Here is a 14,238-nt window from a genome sequence, read left to right on the forward strand (position 1 = left end):
TAATATTATGGATCACTACGGTGGTATGCATTTTACATGGTGGATTGTCTGGTTCATTTTCTTGGCCTGGATATTTTTCATTCCCACAGACATACCTTATCAAAAAATAAAGAAGGAAAGCCCATTGGATATTTTAAAAAAGCGATTTGTGCAAGGCAAAATATCCAAGGAAGAATTTGAAGAATCAAAAACGATTTTAAAATCAGAAAACTAACTCAAAAACATAAAACTATGTATCGATTAAACATAAAAAAACTCGGTTTTGCCTTCGGGCTAACAGGTGCTATAATTTATTTAGGCTGTATGATAGTAATGGCAACAGCAGGACAGGAAGGGACAATCATCTTTTTCAACAGCCTATTGCACGGCCTAGACACTTCAAATCTCATCAGAATGGACGTTCACTTATTGGAAGCCTTCTTTGGTATCGTTCAAACCTTCATTCTGGGCTGGTTGATTGGTGCTTGCATTGCAGCTTTTTACAATGCTCAAATAAAGGTTGAAAAATAGAGGTGCTTTTTAGCATTTATGCAGTATGCCTGGTTCATATAGGCGCTAATTATTATTGCTCTTTGGACAGGTCTATACGTGTCCGATAAAGGTATATAAAAATGAAACACGCGAAAAACAATATAGAAGAATCCACTTGCAAGATAGCAGATGAAATCTGCCTTCCAGATTCAACATTGCCCTGTGTGGTTATCATTGGTGGTGGTTTTGCAGGTTTGGCATTGGTAGAAAAATTGAAGAACAAAGAATTGCAAGTGATTTTGTTTGATAAAAACAACTTCCATCAATTTCAACCTTTACTTTATCAAGTGGCAACAAGTGCCCTGCAACCGGACAGTATTGTTTTTCCTTTCAGAAAACAAATCAACGGATACAAAAATGTATTGTTTCGTTTAGCTGAAGTTGAAGAAATTCAATCCTCATCGAACACCATTATAACCAATAAGGGAAAGGTTCATTACGACTACCTCATATTGGCAACGGGAACAACCACAAATTTTTTTGGAATGGATAACGTAGAGTCCCACAGTCTTGGGATGAAGGATATCCGTGATTCCCTCAACATCCGCCATCTGATGTTGCAGAATCTGGAACAGGCTGCCATTACCTGCGATGAAAAAGAACGGGATGCCTTGACCAATTTTGTTATTGTCGGTGGTGGTCCTGCTGGCGTAGAGATGGCTGGGGCATTGGCTGAATTCCGTAAATACATTCTACCGAAGGATTATCCAGAGTACCCCTCTTCCATTATGAATATTTATTTAATAGAGGCCATTGATGAATTGTTAAGCACGATGTCTGACAAAGCATCTTCAATGACCCTAAAATATTTGAAAGACTTGGATGTACAAGTATTAGTCAATGAATCAGTGAGTGATTACGATGGCACACAAGTCACTACAAAAAGTGGTAAAACTATTTTAGCCAAAAACCTAATCTGGACTGCTGGTGTGAAAGGACAGTTCCCAAAAGGGATTGATGAAAAACACGTGGTTAGAGGTAACCGCATCAAGACTGATGCTAATTTAAAAGTAGAAGGTTACGAAAACATTTTTGCCATAGGGGACATAGCGGCTATAATTACAGAGCAAACGCCAAAAGGGCATCCGCAAGTAGCACAAGCCGCTATTCAACAAGGGAAATATCTTGGCGACACATTATTGAAACTTATGAAAGATGAGCCCATAAAACCTTTCGAATATAAAGATAAAGGTTCATTGGCAACAGTAGGAAAACGTAAGGCAGTAGCTGATTTGGGCAAGTTCAAGTTTGCTGGTTATTTCGCTTGGTTGCTATGGTCAATCGTTCATCTTATGTCCATAAGCGGATTTAGAAATAGATTGATGGTTGGTTTTAATTGGACAGTTAGCTATTTCAGTTACGAAAAGAGCAACCGTGTGATTATTAGAAATTTTAAACCAAAAGCTTCAGTTAAGAACACGAAGAAATAATTTAACTATGAAAAAAAGCAAAGGCGAAAATAATAAGCTATCCCTAATAGGTTCCATATCTCTTGGTACAGGCGTAATGATTGGCGCTGGCATATTCGTGCTTATGGGACAAATAGCAGAGTTGGTAGGCGATTTATTCCCGATTGCTTTTATAGCTGGTGCCATTGTGGTAGGTTTCAGTTCCTATTCCTATGTAAAGTTCTCAAGCGCTTTTCCTTCCTCTGGAGGGGTCGTCAAATTTTTAAATAAATCTTACGGGCCAGGAACAACAACAGGAGTTTTTTCTTTATTGATGTATGTCTCTATGGTGGTTTCAGAAAGTTTGGTAGCAGGCACTTTCGGCGCATATACACTTCGGTTGTTTCCAGAGAGTTTTGCCGGTTACGCATCGGTTCTTGGTATTCTGCTTTTGGTAACAGCATATATCGTGAATATTTTAGGTAATAAAGTAATTGGCGCAACAGCCACCTTTACAGCAATTATCAAAGTTCTGGGTATTGCATTGCTCGCCATTGCAGGTCTTATAGCTTCCGGATTTGCAGATATTACAGGAAATTACATTCCTCAAAACACCGAAGCATTGCCACAAGGATTAGGCTTTGTAGCTGCATTGGCATTAGCAATCCTCGCCTATAAAGGGTTTACAACCATTACAAATCAGGGTGGGGATATTAAAAACCCACATAAAAACCTGGGACGATCCATTATTATTTCTATTCTAATCTGTACGATCATTTATGTAGCACTGGCTTTGGCAGTGGCCGGAGGCTTAACCATTCCTGAAATTATTGCTGCAAAAGATTATGCCCTTGCGGCGGCCGCGAAACCTGTTTTTGGGGAATGGGGTTCTTGGTTTACCATTGGCATTGCAATAATTGCCACAGTATCTGGTGTTATTGCCAGTGTTTTTTCATCATCGCGCCTGTTGGCTATGTTGAGCAATATGAAGCAAGTACCTTCCTTAAAAAGAATGGGGAACTTTAAAAATCCTGCCCTCATATTCACGGTTTCACTTGCCATTTTACTCACTGCGCTACTCGATTTAACAAGGATTGCTTCCATAGGAGCTATATTCTATCTCATTATGGACATTGCAATTCACTGGGGGCTTTTCCGCCACCTAAAAAAAGAAGTGAAATTTCAACCTCTCATTCCCTTAATAGCCATAGTAATGGATATCGCGGTGCTCACTGCCTTTCTATATTTAAAATACTTGAACGATCCATTGGTTCTTATCGTTGCAGCTATTGGGATTATTTTAATAATTGTTGCGGAACGTTTATTTATGATTTCACATACAGACGATGAAGGTAATATGCCGATGGGAATGGAAACTACGAGTAATAATAACAATAATAACAATTAAAAAATCAAGATTATGAAACAACAAGTAGCAATTAAAGGAATGACCTGTGGCGGTTGTGCAAAGACCGTTGAAAAAGCATTGAGTCAAATAGAAGGGGTAAAAGCAGTATCGGTAAGCCTGTCCCCACCACAAGCAGTGATACAAGCAGATAGCGCCATCAGTATGGCGCAATTGCAGGCGGTATTATCAAAAGCCGGCAATTATAGCATTGAAGGAACCCAAGCGGCCAATGAACAAAAAAAATCTGGTGGTGGATGCTGTGGATAATTGTCAGTTCTGGAAACTTCGGCCTCTTATTGATGGAGGCCGTAATAGATAACTTAAAATCAAAACCCATCAGAATAAACGTATTGAAACAGTAACATAAATTTTAGTCAATTAAAATTAAGAATACATGAAAAATATAGCAGTTATAGGTTACGGAGTCATAGGAAAAAGAGTAGCCGACGCCATCAATCTACAAGACGATATGAAACTTGTGGGAGTGTGCGATATCATTAGCGATTGGCGCATTCAAAATGCCGTAAGAAAGAAGTATGACATCTATGCAGCTACCGAAGATGCAGCTGATAAAATGAAGTCCGAAGGTATTTCAGTAAAAGGCAATATGCAGGAACTTTTAAACAAATCAGATCTCGTCGTGGACTGTACGCCTAAAAAAATTGCGGCTCAAAATGTAGAAATATATAAAGAAAAAGGCATCAAATTTATTCTTCAGGGTGGCGAAAAACACGAAACTACAGGCCATTCCTTTAGTGCCGAAAACAATTATGAATCAGCAATAAATATAAATGCTACAAGGGTTGTTTCCTGCAACACCACCTCTATCCTAAGAACATTGACCGCTTTAAAGAGAGCCGAATTATTGGATTATGCCAGAGGTACACTTCTAAGAAGAGCTACAGATCCTTGGGAAAGTCATTTAGGAGGCATTATGAACACAATGGTTCCCGAAAGAGATATTCCGAGCCATCAAGGTCCTGATGCTCAAAGTGTCGATCCAGATTTAGATGTAATCACTTCCGCAGTAAAAGTACCCGAAACCTTAAGTCATTTGCATTACTGGAATGTAAAATTAAAAAAGCAGACCACAAAGGAAGAAGTACTAAAGGCTTTTAAAACCTCCAGCCGTATTAAATTGATTCAATATGACCAAGGTTTGGTTTCCAACAATACCATTAAGGAAATGTTCTTGGATATGGGAAGGCCTTGGGGCGATATGTATGAAGTTGCCCTTTGGGAAGATATGCTGAAAGTAGTGGGCGATGAACTGTTCTATGCCTATGTGGTGGATAACCAAGCTATTGTTATACCGGAAACTATCGATGCCATTAGAGCACTTACCGGAATCGAGACCGATGGTAAAAAATCCATCGCCAAGACCAATAAAAGTTTAGGAATCTAATAAATAATTATGTTATGGATGTTTATAAAAATATAGTTGAAAATTTAGGGAACAAGGCTTCCTTCTATTTAGACCACGTTTGTGAAAAAATTACAAAGGACGAACTGCAAACCCCGAGCAAAAATAGTTTTGAAAAGGTATTTGCCAACAGCAACAGAAATCCACAGGTGCTTCGAAGTCTTGCCCAATTATACAATCACGGAAATCTGGGTGGTAGTGGTTATTTAAGTATTCTTCCTGTGGACCAAGGCATTGAGCATAGTGCCGCATTTTCATTTTATAAAAACCCAGATTATTTTGACCCTGAAAACATTATAAAACTCGCTATTGAAGCTGGATGCAACGGTGTGGCGTCCACCTTTGGCGTTTTGGGGCTCAATGCCCGAAAATATGCCCATAAAATTCCGTTTATCGTAAAGATTAACCATAACGAGCTTCTTACCTATCCCAATAAATATGACCAAACCCTTTTTGGCAAGGTAAAAAATGCTTGGGATATGGGAGCCGTTGCCGTAGGTGCCACTATTTATTTTGGTTCAGCTGAAAGCAACAGACAGCTTAAGGAAATAGCCGAAGCCTTTGAAGAAGCCCACAATCTAGGAATGGTTACAATTTTATGGTGCTATTTGCGTAATGAAGCCTTCAAAACAGAAAAAATAGATTATCACGCGGCTGCCGATTTAACAGGACAGGCCAATCATTTGGGGGTAACCATTCAGGCAGATATCATCAAACAAAAATTACCAACCAACAATTTCGGGTTCAAAGAAATTGGGTTTGGAAAATACGATGATGCAATGTATAAAACGCTTACCACAGACCATCCCATTGACCTATGCCGATTACAAGTGGCCAATTGCTATATGGGAAAAATAGGATTGATCAATTCAGGAGGAGGTTCTAAAGGGGAATCAGATTTGACCGAAGCTGTGACAACGGCCGTCATCAATAAAAGAGCTGGAGGATCCGGATTGATTATGGGTAGAAAAGCGTTTCAAAAACCTTTTAGTAAAGGAATTGAATTATTGCAAACGGTGCAACAGGTATATCTGGAAAATAGCATCACAGTAGCCTAATAATAATCTAAAAAATTAAGTATCGCAGAACACCTAAAAATCAATAAACTATGAAAAACATACTCGTACCTACAGACTTCTCAGAAAACTGCAATAAAGCAGCAGAACTCGGAATTAAATTAGCTAAGCTTTATAATTCCGAAATCCATTTTTTTCATTTGATAAAAACCCCTGTTGAATGGGTAAAGTTGGATAAACAAAAAGAAATGCAGTACCCCGAAACAGTGAAGCAAATTGGGAGCGCTAAAGCAGCTTTACGCGAACTGGAAAAAGAAGCGGAACGTGAAGGGCTTGAATGCAGAACCTTTTTGACATTTGATGTCGGACAGGAAAATATCCTAAAACATTCTGGTCACTTCCATCACGATTTTATTGTTACCGGAAGTAGTGGTGCCAGAGGAGGAGTACGTGAGTTACTTGGAAGCAACGTAGAAAAAATTGTAAGAAAAGCTGATGTTCCAGTAATTGTGGTTAAGGACCGAGAAGTATCCTTTCCTTTCAAGGATATCGTATTTGTTTCAGATTTTCTTCAAGATGTGAACGAAGCATTTAAGAAGGTCATTTCGATAGCCGATAAATGCGAAGCGAATATCCATTTATTGAGAGTCAATACTGACACAGACTTTAATAGTATTGATCAAGGTTTAAACCCCATAAAGGAGTTCCTGAAAAAGTTCCCCGATTTGGATAAGTATTCAATGAATGTATATAATGAGCCTGACGTGGAAACCGGAATAAACAACTTCTTAAAGTACAAAAATGCCGATTTGATTGCTATGTGTACCAGCGGACGTACTGGTTTTTTAAGCTTGTTCTCCAAAAGTATAGCTGAAGGTGTAACAAATCATTCCGAATTGCCCGTGATGACCATTAAAGTATAACGATGAATGAATCAGTCCTAATAAAAAAATATTCCGGTGAGCTCCAGGCCTTTGATGTCAACAAACTCATCAACTCCTTACACCGTTCAAAAGCAGAGGAAGACATTGTTCAGGATATAGCCCATAAGGTACAAGAGCAACTCGAAGAGGGAATGACCACCAAAAAAATCTATCAAATGGCATTTAAAATGCTAAAGGGAAAATCCAGAGTAAGTGCTTCAAAGTACAAACTCAAAAAAGCCTTGATGGAACTGGGCCCAACAGGTTTTCCTTTTGAAAACCTTGTGGGAAAATTATTTGCGCACGAAGGATATACAACAAAAGTTGGCGTGATTCTACAGGGAAATTGTGTCCAGCACGAAATAGATGTGATAGCACAAAAAGATAACAAACATTATATGATTGAATGTAAATATCATAGCGATCAAAGAAGGACTTGTAATGTGAAAATCCCACTCTATATCCAGTCTAGATTTTTGGATGTTAAAACGAAGTGGGAACATCAAAAAGGCCACGAGGCTAAAATTCATAAAGGAGGTTTGTACACCAATACACGATTTACAACAGATGCGATACAATACGGTAAGTGTGTGGGATTGTTATTGACAAGTTGGAATTATCCAAAGGGAAATGGTCTTAAAGAACGAATAGATAAGTCTGGCTTCCACCCACTAACCGCTTTAACAACTCTAACAAAAGCCGAAAAAATAAAATTATTGGATAAAGGCATTGTGCTCTGCAAAGAGCTTCACGAAAACCCAATGCTATTAAACCAAATAGGAATTAGTGAAAAGAGACACAAAAAGATATTAGATGATTCAGAAGCACTATGTAAAAGCACTTAATGAATAATGATAAAAAGCGCAACAATCCTAAAAACAAAACTTATGAAAACTGAAGAATTGAAACAACAGAACAGCATAGATTTCGAACCATTTTACCAAGCCTTGGAAGATGACCCAAAATTACTTGAAGAGGCCCTTGAAATATTATTGGGGATGGTAAATTTTGAACCTAAATCCATAAAGAAGTTAGCGCTTTTTATCAAAGAAGACTCCCGTAATCTATACAATGAAATAGCGGAAATGAACCAATCGAGCCAAGACAAAGGAAACACGTCCTCTTGTTGTGGTGGCCATTAAATAAATTCTATAAAAATGAAAAACAATAAAATAAACATCCACTTTTTGGGTGCAGCAGGTACAGTAACCGGCTCAAAATATCTTGTGGACACGGGAGAGAAAAAAATACTGATAGATTGCGGACTTTTTCAAGGGTTGAAAGAATTACGTCTTAAAAACTGGGAATATCCACCTGTGAAAGTTTCAGAAATTGATATGGTTTTGCTTACACACGGCCATTTAGACCACACAGGATATTTACCAAGACTGGTCAAACAAGGATTTAAAGGCCCTATTTATGGCACCAATCCAACCTTGGACATCGCAAAGATCATACTTAATGATAGTGGCAAAATCCAGGAACAGGAAGCCGAACGTGCCAACAAAGAAGGCTATTCCAAACACAGTCCTGCTGAACCACTTTACGACTTGAAGGATGTGGAAAAAACCATTCCACATTTTAAGGGCGTTCCGCAAGCACAATGGATTCCATTGTTTGATGGTATAAGAGCTCGATTTCAATATAACGGACATATTCTGGGTGCAACTTACATCGAGTTAGATGTACACGGAAAACGCTTCGTTTTTTCAGGTGATATCGGAAGAACAAATGATTTATTGCTCTATCCACCTCTAAAACCAAAAAAGGCAGATGTTCTTTTCATTGAATCTACCTACGGAGGAAGATTTCATCCTGATGAAGTGGAAGCTATTCCGCAGATTGAAAAATTAGTCAAAGACACTTTTGATAGAGGTGGCAGCCTATTTGTCCCAAGCTTTTCTGTAGAGCGTGCACAATTGATGATGCTTATTTTTTGGAAATTACTCAAGGAGAACAAAATACCCAAAGTACAGATGATTATGGATAGCCCAATGGGCGCTAGTGTATTAGAACTGTTCCACCGCACAAGGGATTGGCATAGGTTGGAAGACAATGAATGCGATGAAATGTGTTCGCACTTTACTGTCGTAAGCAGCTATCGTGAAACTATGGAACTACGGGCTGATAATAAACCAAAAATAGTGATTGCAGGAAGTGGAATGCTCACTGGTGGAAGAATGCTCAACTATCTTGAAACCCAAGCCCAAAATCCTAATAATACTTTGCTTTTTGTGGGTTATCAAGCTGAAGGCACTCGCGGAAGAAAATTATTGGAAGGCGATAAAGAATTAAAGGTATATGGAAAATGGGTGCCATTTAATATGGAGGTAGCTGAAATTCAAGGCCTGTCAGCACACGCAGACCATGCTGAACTTATGGATTGGATGCGTAAAATAAAAAATAAACCCGAACGGATATTTATTGTACACGGCGAGAAAGAAGGCGCAGAAGCCGTTCAAAAAGGCATCAAAGAAACCTATGGTTGGGATGCTGAAATCCCGCAATTATATACTATCGAAAATGTATAACTTTTTTATCATACAAAAATGCAAATAAAGAGAGCATACACCAACTGGCATGTTATAACTGGTGGGCCGAGCACTGGAAAAACTACTGTAATAAATATGTTAGATGAAAGAGGCTACAATACAACTATTGAGCATGCGAGGCACTATATAGACACCATGCGTATCGAAGGTCAAACGGTCGAAGTCATAAAAAACAATAAAAGAAAATTTCAATTTGGTGTTTTGGATATGCAAATAGAACAAGAAAACGCCATCCAGCCAGAGGCTTTAGTTTTTTTGGACAGGGCCATACCAGATGCTATGGCATACTATCAATTTCTAATGCTGGACTATGATGAGAAATTACTTAATGCAGTTAAAAATACCTGTTATAAAAAAATATTCATTTTAGACCGATTGCCATTCATCAAAGACTATGCAAGAACCGAAGATGAGGAAGATCAAAAGAAAATACATCAATTAATAATAAAGGTTTACACGTCTTTGGGTTTTCCAATTATTCTTGTTCCGGTTTTACCGCCAAATGAACGTGTAGAATTTATTTTGAATAATATATAATAGCAATGATTATAAAGATAATTGAACCTGTATTTAGATTTAATCTATAAAGTAAATTATTTCGAATAACGATGAAAATATTTATCAACTTTAATGCAAAACATCATAGATCATATACTAAATCTATAATGTTATCTGCAATATTATTCTATCTTATTTTAGGTATCACAAGTATAATGGCCCAAAACGAAATGCTCATTGGGCAGGTTTCAGGGAGGTTTGTCGTTCGGGAGAATTTTGATGAAAAAGATGCTTTTTTAAACAAACAAACTTTTGAAGCTGGAAAAATTACCACTAAAAATGGATATTATGAAATTGAGGTAATCACAGAATTGTTTGACAAAAACAAAAAATCTACCGACAAATACACCACAACCTACCGCTGCAAACCAGAAGATGGAAATATAATGATAATAGCTTTTCCGTTTTTCAACCCAAAGTCCAAGGAAACCGAAATCAGCACGACTTCTAAAAATTTCAAACAACTATACGACTTGGAAAACTTAAGAGATATTGAACTTGAAATGAGTTTTGACTCAGGCTTATTAAATTTTTTTGATTCAAAAAGCAGTATCAAAATTTATGATAGAAAATTGGACGGCAATAGAAATAATATCAAATCAAAGATCAATATTAAGGCCAATGCGTGGGGAATTCGCATTAAGCAACTCAACTATTCTGTCAATGAAAAATTAAACGATAACGGTTTATTGACCTTTCAGAGATTCACCGAAGCCGATGGTAGTTATTTTACAATGAACTATAAATAAAGAAAAATGAAAAATTACGATACACTTTCAGAAGCTATTAACGATCTACAGGCAAATGAATACACCTATGATTTCAACTTAACGCCTGAATGTTTGGAATGCGCTACCCTAAAAATTGAAATCCGGCCAGAAGATTTTAAAGTAGATAAAACCTATCGCTTTGAGGGAATGAGCAGCACTGATGACAATAGTATTTTATATGCAATATCTTCTAAAGATGGAATTAAAGGACTTTTGGTAGATGCCTACGGTGTGTATGCAGAAAACATTTCAGAAGCAATGCGGAAAAAATTACGATAACACTTAAACAACACTATAATGGAAAATCAAAAACACGAAGAAATGGACCATTCAAACCCGCCTGCCGGTCGGGCAGGAATAGATCATTCCAATCATGACGGTAATGCACCCATGGGAATGGCTGGCCACGACCATCATAAAATGATGATTGCCGACTTCAAGAAACGCTTTTGGGTAACGCTTGTACTTACAATTCCCATATTGATATTCTCGCCAATGATCCAAGGATTTTTCGGATATGAATTTTTACTTCCGGGTAATCCATATATACTTTTTGCTCTTTCTACTATTGTGTATTTCTATGGTGGATGGCCTTTTCTGAAAGGTATTGTTTCAGAAATAAAGAGTGGTGCACCAGGAATGATGACGCTTATATCTATGGCAATTACCGTAGCTTATGTATATAGTTCCGCCACGGTATTTGGTTTAGAAGGTGTCGACTTTTTCTGGGAACTGGCTACACTTATCGCAATTATGCTCATTGGGCATTGGATAGAAATGAAGAGTGTTTTGGGTGCTTCAAAAGCCCTACAGCTTCTCGTAAGTATGATGCCAGCTGAAGCACATCGCGTAAAAGGCGATACTATTGAAGATATTCCTCTCGAAGATTTATTGAAAGATGATGTGATATTGGTTAAGCCCGGAGAGAAAGTTCCTGCCGATGGGATTATTGTAGAAGGCTCAAGCTATTTAAATGAATCTATGCTTACCGGAGAATCGAAACCAGTAAAAAAAGAGGAAAAAGATAAAGTAATAGGAGGTTCAGTAAACGGTAATGGCAGCATAAAGGTAAAAGTAGAGCATACAGGTAAAGATAGCTATCTCAACAAAGTAATCACAATGGTTGAGGAAGCTCAAAAAACCAAGTCCAAAATGCAAAACCTTTCGGATAGGGCTGCAAAATGGTTGACATATATTGCTTTGGGGATCGGTTTTGGAACATTGGCAGTTTGGTTGATTTTAGGCTTCCCATTTGTATATGCATTGGAACGAATGGTTACTGTAATGGTCATTGCTTGTCCACATGCACTTGGTCTTGCAATTCCTTTAGTAGTTGCTATTTCTACCTCAGTATCAGCACAAAATGGATTATTGATTCGTAATAGAACGGCTTTTGAAGAATCACGTAAAATTTCAGTGCTGCTTTTTGACAAAACAGGAACATTGACGAAAGGTGATTTCGGCGTTACCAGAATAGAATCTGTAAATGAATCTTATTCAAACGAAGAAATTTTGAGACTTTCCAGTGCCTTGGAACAAAGTTCAGAACATCCTATTGCTGTAGGAATTATTAAAAAAGTTAGAGAAGACAAAATTGACATCCCAAAACTTGAAAACTTTAATGCGATTACCGGTAAAGGTGTGGAGGCAAATGTAGAAGGAAAGCAAGTAAAAGTGGTTAGTCCAGGCTTCTTAAGAGATGAAAAAATAGAAATTCCAAAAGATGCTTTTAGTGATGCTGCTGAAACGGTTGTTTTCGTTTTGATTGATGGGCAACTAGCTGGATACATTGCTCTTGCTGATGAAATAAGACCAGAATCTGCTGAAGCTATTAAAATATTCAAGAAGAACAATATCAAAGTCATAATGGCAACAGGAGACAACGAAATAACAGCCAAAGCAGTGAGCGATAAGCTTGGTTTAGATGGCTACTATGCAGAAGTTTTACCTCATCAGAAAGTTGAACTAGTTAAAGAATTACAAGGAAAAGGTGAGTTTGTGGCTATGACGGGAGATGGTGTAAACGATGCGCCTGCCTTGGCACAAGCAAACGTTGGTATTGCCGTTGGGTCAGGTACAGATGTAGCCGCTGAAACAGCCGATATTATTTTGGTAAATAGCAATCCACAGGATATTGCCAATTTAATTTTATTCGGTAAGGCGACCTACAACAAAATGATTCAAAATCTAATATGGGCAACAGGATATAATGTTGTGGCCATTCCTTTAGCTGCTGGCGTATTATATTCCTCAGGCTTTGTTTTAGGACCAGCGGTAGGAGCTGTGTTAATGAGTTTGAGCACCATAATTGTAGCTATTAATGCCCAATTATTAAAGCGGAAAATTGGTAAAAAATAAATGAAAAGGAAAGAAAAAATCAACAGGATATTTTTAATCCTGTTGAGTTTATTCGTAGTGATGTTGGGCTATGGTATATTACTGCCAACCCTTCCCTACTATACCGAAAGATTAGCATTAGCAGGTAATCTCGATCCAGACCGTATCAATTTTCATATAGGATTGCTCACAAGTATTTATCCTTTTTTTCAACTACTCTTTGTAGTAGTTTGGGGAAAGCTTTCAGATAAATATGGTCGCAAACCTATTATCATCTGTGGACTCATTGGTTTTGTAGTTATGCAATTACTGACGGGCTTAGCCACATCTCTGACAATGCTATATGTTGCTCGGATTTTTGGTGGTATATTCACTTCTTCGGTTATTCCTGTCAGCAACGCATATTTAAGTGACATTACTTCTGAAAAACGAAGAACAAAAATAATGGCCTGGTCTGGTGTTGCCATTAGTTCAGGAGTTATTTTCGGCCCCGTTATTGGAAGCTTTCTTTCCCAGACTGATTTTCATTTACAATATTCTATGGGTTTGCTACATTTAGACCGATTTTCAATACCATTTTTATTCGCTGCCCTACTCGGATTGATTGTTCTATCTATTGTGATGAAATGGCTTAAAAACACCACTCGTGTACATAAGTTCACGACACAGAAAGTAAGCTTGCGATTCATATTTTCCAAATACTTTATCGTATTACTGATAGTATCCTTTATAATCCAATTTATATTGACCTTATTTGAAACGGTTTTTTCAATTTACGGAAAAGATGACTTAGGTTTTAACAGCAATCAAGTGGGTATTGGCTTTATGTTATGCGGCGCTATAATGGCTGTTCTACAGCCCGTTTTTGCTACTTACGGAGAGAAATTTTTATCCACAAAGAAACAAATCACTCTAGGATTATTCATATCTGGAATTTCCTTGATCATCTTTCCATTTTTTACAAATGAATTTTTCGTATATGGACTAATCGTTGTTTTTGCTACTGGTATTGCTATGGTAATACCTAATTTATTATCAGCCGTTTCATTAACTTCTAAAAAAAATACGGGTCGAAATATATCCATACAGAGCTCGACCAATAGTATTGGTCAGATTTTAGGTCCCGTTTTAGGAACTTGGCTTCTTGCTGGTGGTTTTTACTATCCATTCATAATTTCTGGAAGCATAACCTTGGTTGCTATTGGCTTTGTGTTCTTTCTTAAGAATTCCTACGAACATAAAAAAGACCAACCAAGTGTTGCACTTATTGATAACTAACTCAATTCTAAAGCCTAAATATTCCATATAGGATAATTACAAAGAACGATGAAT

General features: G+C 37.6%; 16 protein-coding genes. All 16 read left to right on the forward strand.

What is annotated here, in order from left to right:
• The first annotated feature begins 7 nt into the window (after positions 1-7).
• Positions 8-214, forward strand: a complete 207-nt coding sequence (locus tag AEQU1_RS10430) for an SHOCT domain-containing protein (RefSeq protein ID WP_111880942.1) — start codon at positions 8-10, stop codon at positions 212-214.
• Between the two features lie 17 nt (positions 215-231).
• Positions 232-510, forward strand: a complete 279-nt coding sequence (locus tag AEQU1_RS10435; RefSeq protein ID WP_111880944.1) for a DUF5676 family membrane protein — start codon at positions 232-234, stop codon at positions 508-510.
• 101 nt (positions 511-611) lie between these two features.
• Positions 612-1,961: an NAD(P)/FAD-dependent oxidoreductase gene (locus AEQU1_RS10440; RefSeq protein ID WP_111880945.1), complete on the forward strand. Its 1,350-nt coding sequence runs from the start codon at positions 612-614 to the stop codon at positions 1,959-1,961.
• Positions 1,962-1,968: 7 nt separating this feature from the next.
• On the forward strand, positions 1,969-3,327 hold the full coding sequence (locus AEQU1_RS10445) for an APC family permease (protein WP_111880947.1): 1,359 nt from the start codon (positions 1,969-1,971) through the stop codon (positions 3,325-3,327).
• Positions 3,328-3,339: 12 nt separating this feature from the next.
• Positions 3,340-3,594 (forward strand): heavy-metal-associated domain-containing protein, encoded by a 255-nt coding sequence (locus AEQU1_RS10450; RefSeq protein WP_111880948.1) that lies wholly within the window; start codon positions 3,340-3,342, stop codon positions 3,592-3,594.
• A 127-nt stretch (positions 3,595-3,721) separates the two neighbouring features.
• Positions 3,722-4,732: a type II glyceraldehyde-3-phosphate dehydrogenase gene (locus AEQU1_RS10455; RefSeq protein ID WP_111880950.1), complete on the forward strand. Its 1,011-nt coding sequence runs from the start codon at positions 3,722-3,724 to the stop codon at positions 4,730-4,732.
• Positions 4,733-4,746: 14 nt separating this feature from the next.
• Positions 4,747-5,808 carry a class I fructose-bisphosphate aldolase gene (locus AEQU1_RS10460; RefSeq protein WP_111880951.1) on the forward strand — a complete coding sequence of 354 codons (1,062 nt, stop codon included), beginning with the start codon at positions 4,747-4,749 and terminating at the stop codon, positions 5,806-5,808.
• Positions 5,809-5,858: 50 nt separating this feature from the next.
• The gene (locus tag AEQU1_RS10465; RefSeq protein WP_111880953.1) at positions 5,859-6,689 is read left to right on the forward strand and encodes a universal stress protein; all 831 of its coding nucleotides are present in this window, start codon (positions 5,859-5,861) and stop codon (positions 6,687-6,689) included.
• Positions 6,690-6,691: 2 nt separating this feature from the next.
• Positions 6,692-7,534 (forward strand): restriction endonuclease, encoded by an 843-nt coding sequence (locus AEQU1_RS10470; RefSeq protein ID WP_111880955.1) that lies wholly within the window; start codon positions 6,692-6,694, stop codon positions 7,532-7,534.
• A 42-nt stretch (positions 7,535-7,576) separates the two neighbouring features.
• On the forward strand, positions 7,577-7,831 hold the full coding sequence (locus AEQU1_RS10475) for a hypothetical protein (protein ID WP_111881400.1): 255 nt from the start codon (positions 7,577-7,579) through the stop codon (positions 7,829-7,831).
• A gap of 15 nt (positions 7,832-7,846) precedes the next feature.
• Positions 7,847-9,220, forward strand: a complete 1,374-nt coding sequence (locus AEQU1_RS10480) for an MBL fold metallo-hydrolase RNA specificity domain-containing protein (protein ID WP_111880957.1) — start codon at positions 7,847-7,849, stop codon at positions 9,218-9,220.
• A gap of 18 nt (positions 9,221-9,238) precedes the next feature.
• Positions 9,239-9,778: an AAA family ATPase gene (locus AEQU1_RS10485; RefSeq protein WP_111880959.1), complete on the forward strand. Its 540-nt coding sequence runs from the start codon at positions 9,239-9,241 to the stop codon at positions 9,776-9,778.
• A 71-nt stretch (positions 9,779-9,849) separates the two neighbouring features.
• Entirely contained in the window at positions 9,850-10,548 is a 699-nt protein-coding gene (locus AEQU1_RS10490) for a hypothetical protein (protein WP_258455276.1), read from the forward strand.
• Positions 10,549-10,554: 6 nt separating this feature from the next.
• Positions 10,555-10,848 carry a phosphoribosylpyrophosphate synthetase gene (locus AEQU1_RS10495; protein WP_111880962.1) on the forward strand — a complete coding sequence of 98 codons (294 nt, stop codon included), beginning with the start codon at positions 10,555-10,557 and terminating at the stop codon, positions 10,846-10,848.
• A gap of 18 nt (positions 10,849-10,866) precedes the next feature.
• Positions 10,867-12,927: a copper-translocating P-type ATPase gene (locus AEQU1_RS10500; protein WP_111880964.1), complete on the forward strand. Its 2,061-nt coding sequence runs from the start codon at positions 10,867-10,869 to the stop codon at positions 12,925-12,927.
• The gene (locus AEQU1_RS10505) at positions 12,928-14,184 is read left to right on the forward strand and encodes an MFS transporter (RefSeq protein WP_111880965.1); all 1,257 of its coding nucleotides are present in this window, start codon (positions 12,928-12,930) and stop codon (positions 14,182-14,184) included.
• Positions 14,185-14,238: the final 54 nt, after the last annotated feature.

It is taken from the genome of Aequorivita sp. CIP111184 (assembly GCF_900489465.1).
Lineage (GTDB): Bacteria > Bacteroidota > Bacteroidia > Flavobacteriales > Flavobacteriaceae > Aequorivita.

Bases quoted from the DNA above. Each gene is read 5' to 3' on its own strand.
- AEQU1_RS10430 (WP_111880942.1), top strand. From the start codon at position 8: ATGGATCACTACGGTGGTATGCATTTTACATGGTGGATTGTCTGGTTC.
- AEQU1_RS10435 (WP_111880944.1), top strand. From the start codon at position 232: ATGTATCGATTAAACATAAAAAAACTCGGTTTTGCCTTCGGGCTAACA.
- AEQU1_RS10440 (WP_111880945.1), top strand. From the start codon at position 612: ATGAAACACGCGAAAAACAATATAGAAGAATCCACTTGCAAGATAGCA.
- AEQU1_RS10445 (WP_111880947.1), top strand. From the start codon at position 1,969: ATGAAAAAAAGCAAAGGCGAAAATAATAAGCTATCCCTAATAGGTTCC.
- AEQU1_RS10450 (WP_111880948.1), top strand. From the start codon at position 3,340: ATGAAACAACAAGTAGCAATTAAAGGAATGACCTGTGGCGGTTGTGCA.
- AEQU1_RS10455 (WP_111880950.1), top strand. From the start codon at position 3,722: ATGAAAAATATAGCAGTTATAGGTTACGGAGTCATAGGAAAAAGAGTA.
- AEQU1_RS10460 (WP_111880951.1), top strand. From the start codon at position 4,747: ATGGATGTTTATAAAAATATAGTTGAAAATTTAGGGAACAAGGCTTCC.
- AEQU1_RS10465 (WP_111880953.1), top strand. From the start codon at position 5,859: ATGAAAAACATACTCGTACCTACAGACTTCTCAGAAAACTGCAATAAA.
- AEQU1_RS10470 (WP_111880955.1), top strand. From the start codon at position 6,692: ATGAATGAATCAGTCCTAATAAAAAAATATTCCGGTGAGCTCCAGGCC.
- AEQU1_RS10475 (WP_111881400.1), top strand. From the start codon at position 7,577: ATGAAAACTGAAGAATTGAAACAACAGAACAGCATAGATTTCGAACCA.
- AEQU1_RS10480 (WP_111880957.1), top strand. From the start codon at position 7,847: ATGAAAAACAATAAAATAAACATCCACTTTTTGGGTGCAGCAGGTACA.
- AEQU1_RS10485 (WP_111880959.1), top strand. From the start codon at position 9,239: ATGCAAATAAAGAGAGCATACACCAACTGGCATGTTATAACTGGTGGG.
- AEQU1_RS10490 (WP_258455276.1), top strand. From the start codon at position 9,850: ATGAAAATATTTATCAACTTTAATGCAAAACATCATAGATCATATACT.
- AEQU1_RS10495 (WP_111880962.1), top strand. From the start codon at position 10,555: ATGAAAAATTACGATACACTTTCAGAAGCTATTAACGATCTACAGGCA.
- AEQU1_RS10500 (WP_111880964.1), top strand. From the start codon at position 10,867: ATGGAAAATCAAAAACACGAAGAAATGGACCATTCAAACCCGCCTGCC.
- AEQU1_RS10505 (WP_111880965.1), top strand. From the start codon at position 12,928: ATGAAAAGGAAAGAAAAAATCAACAGGATATTTTTAATCCTGTTGAGT.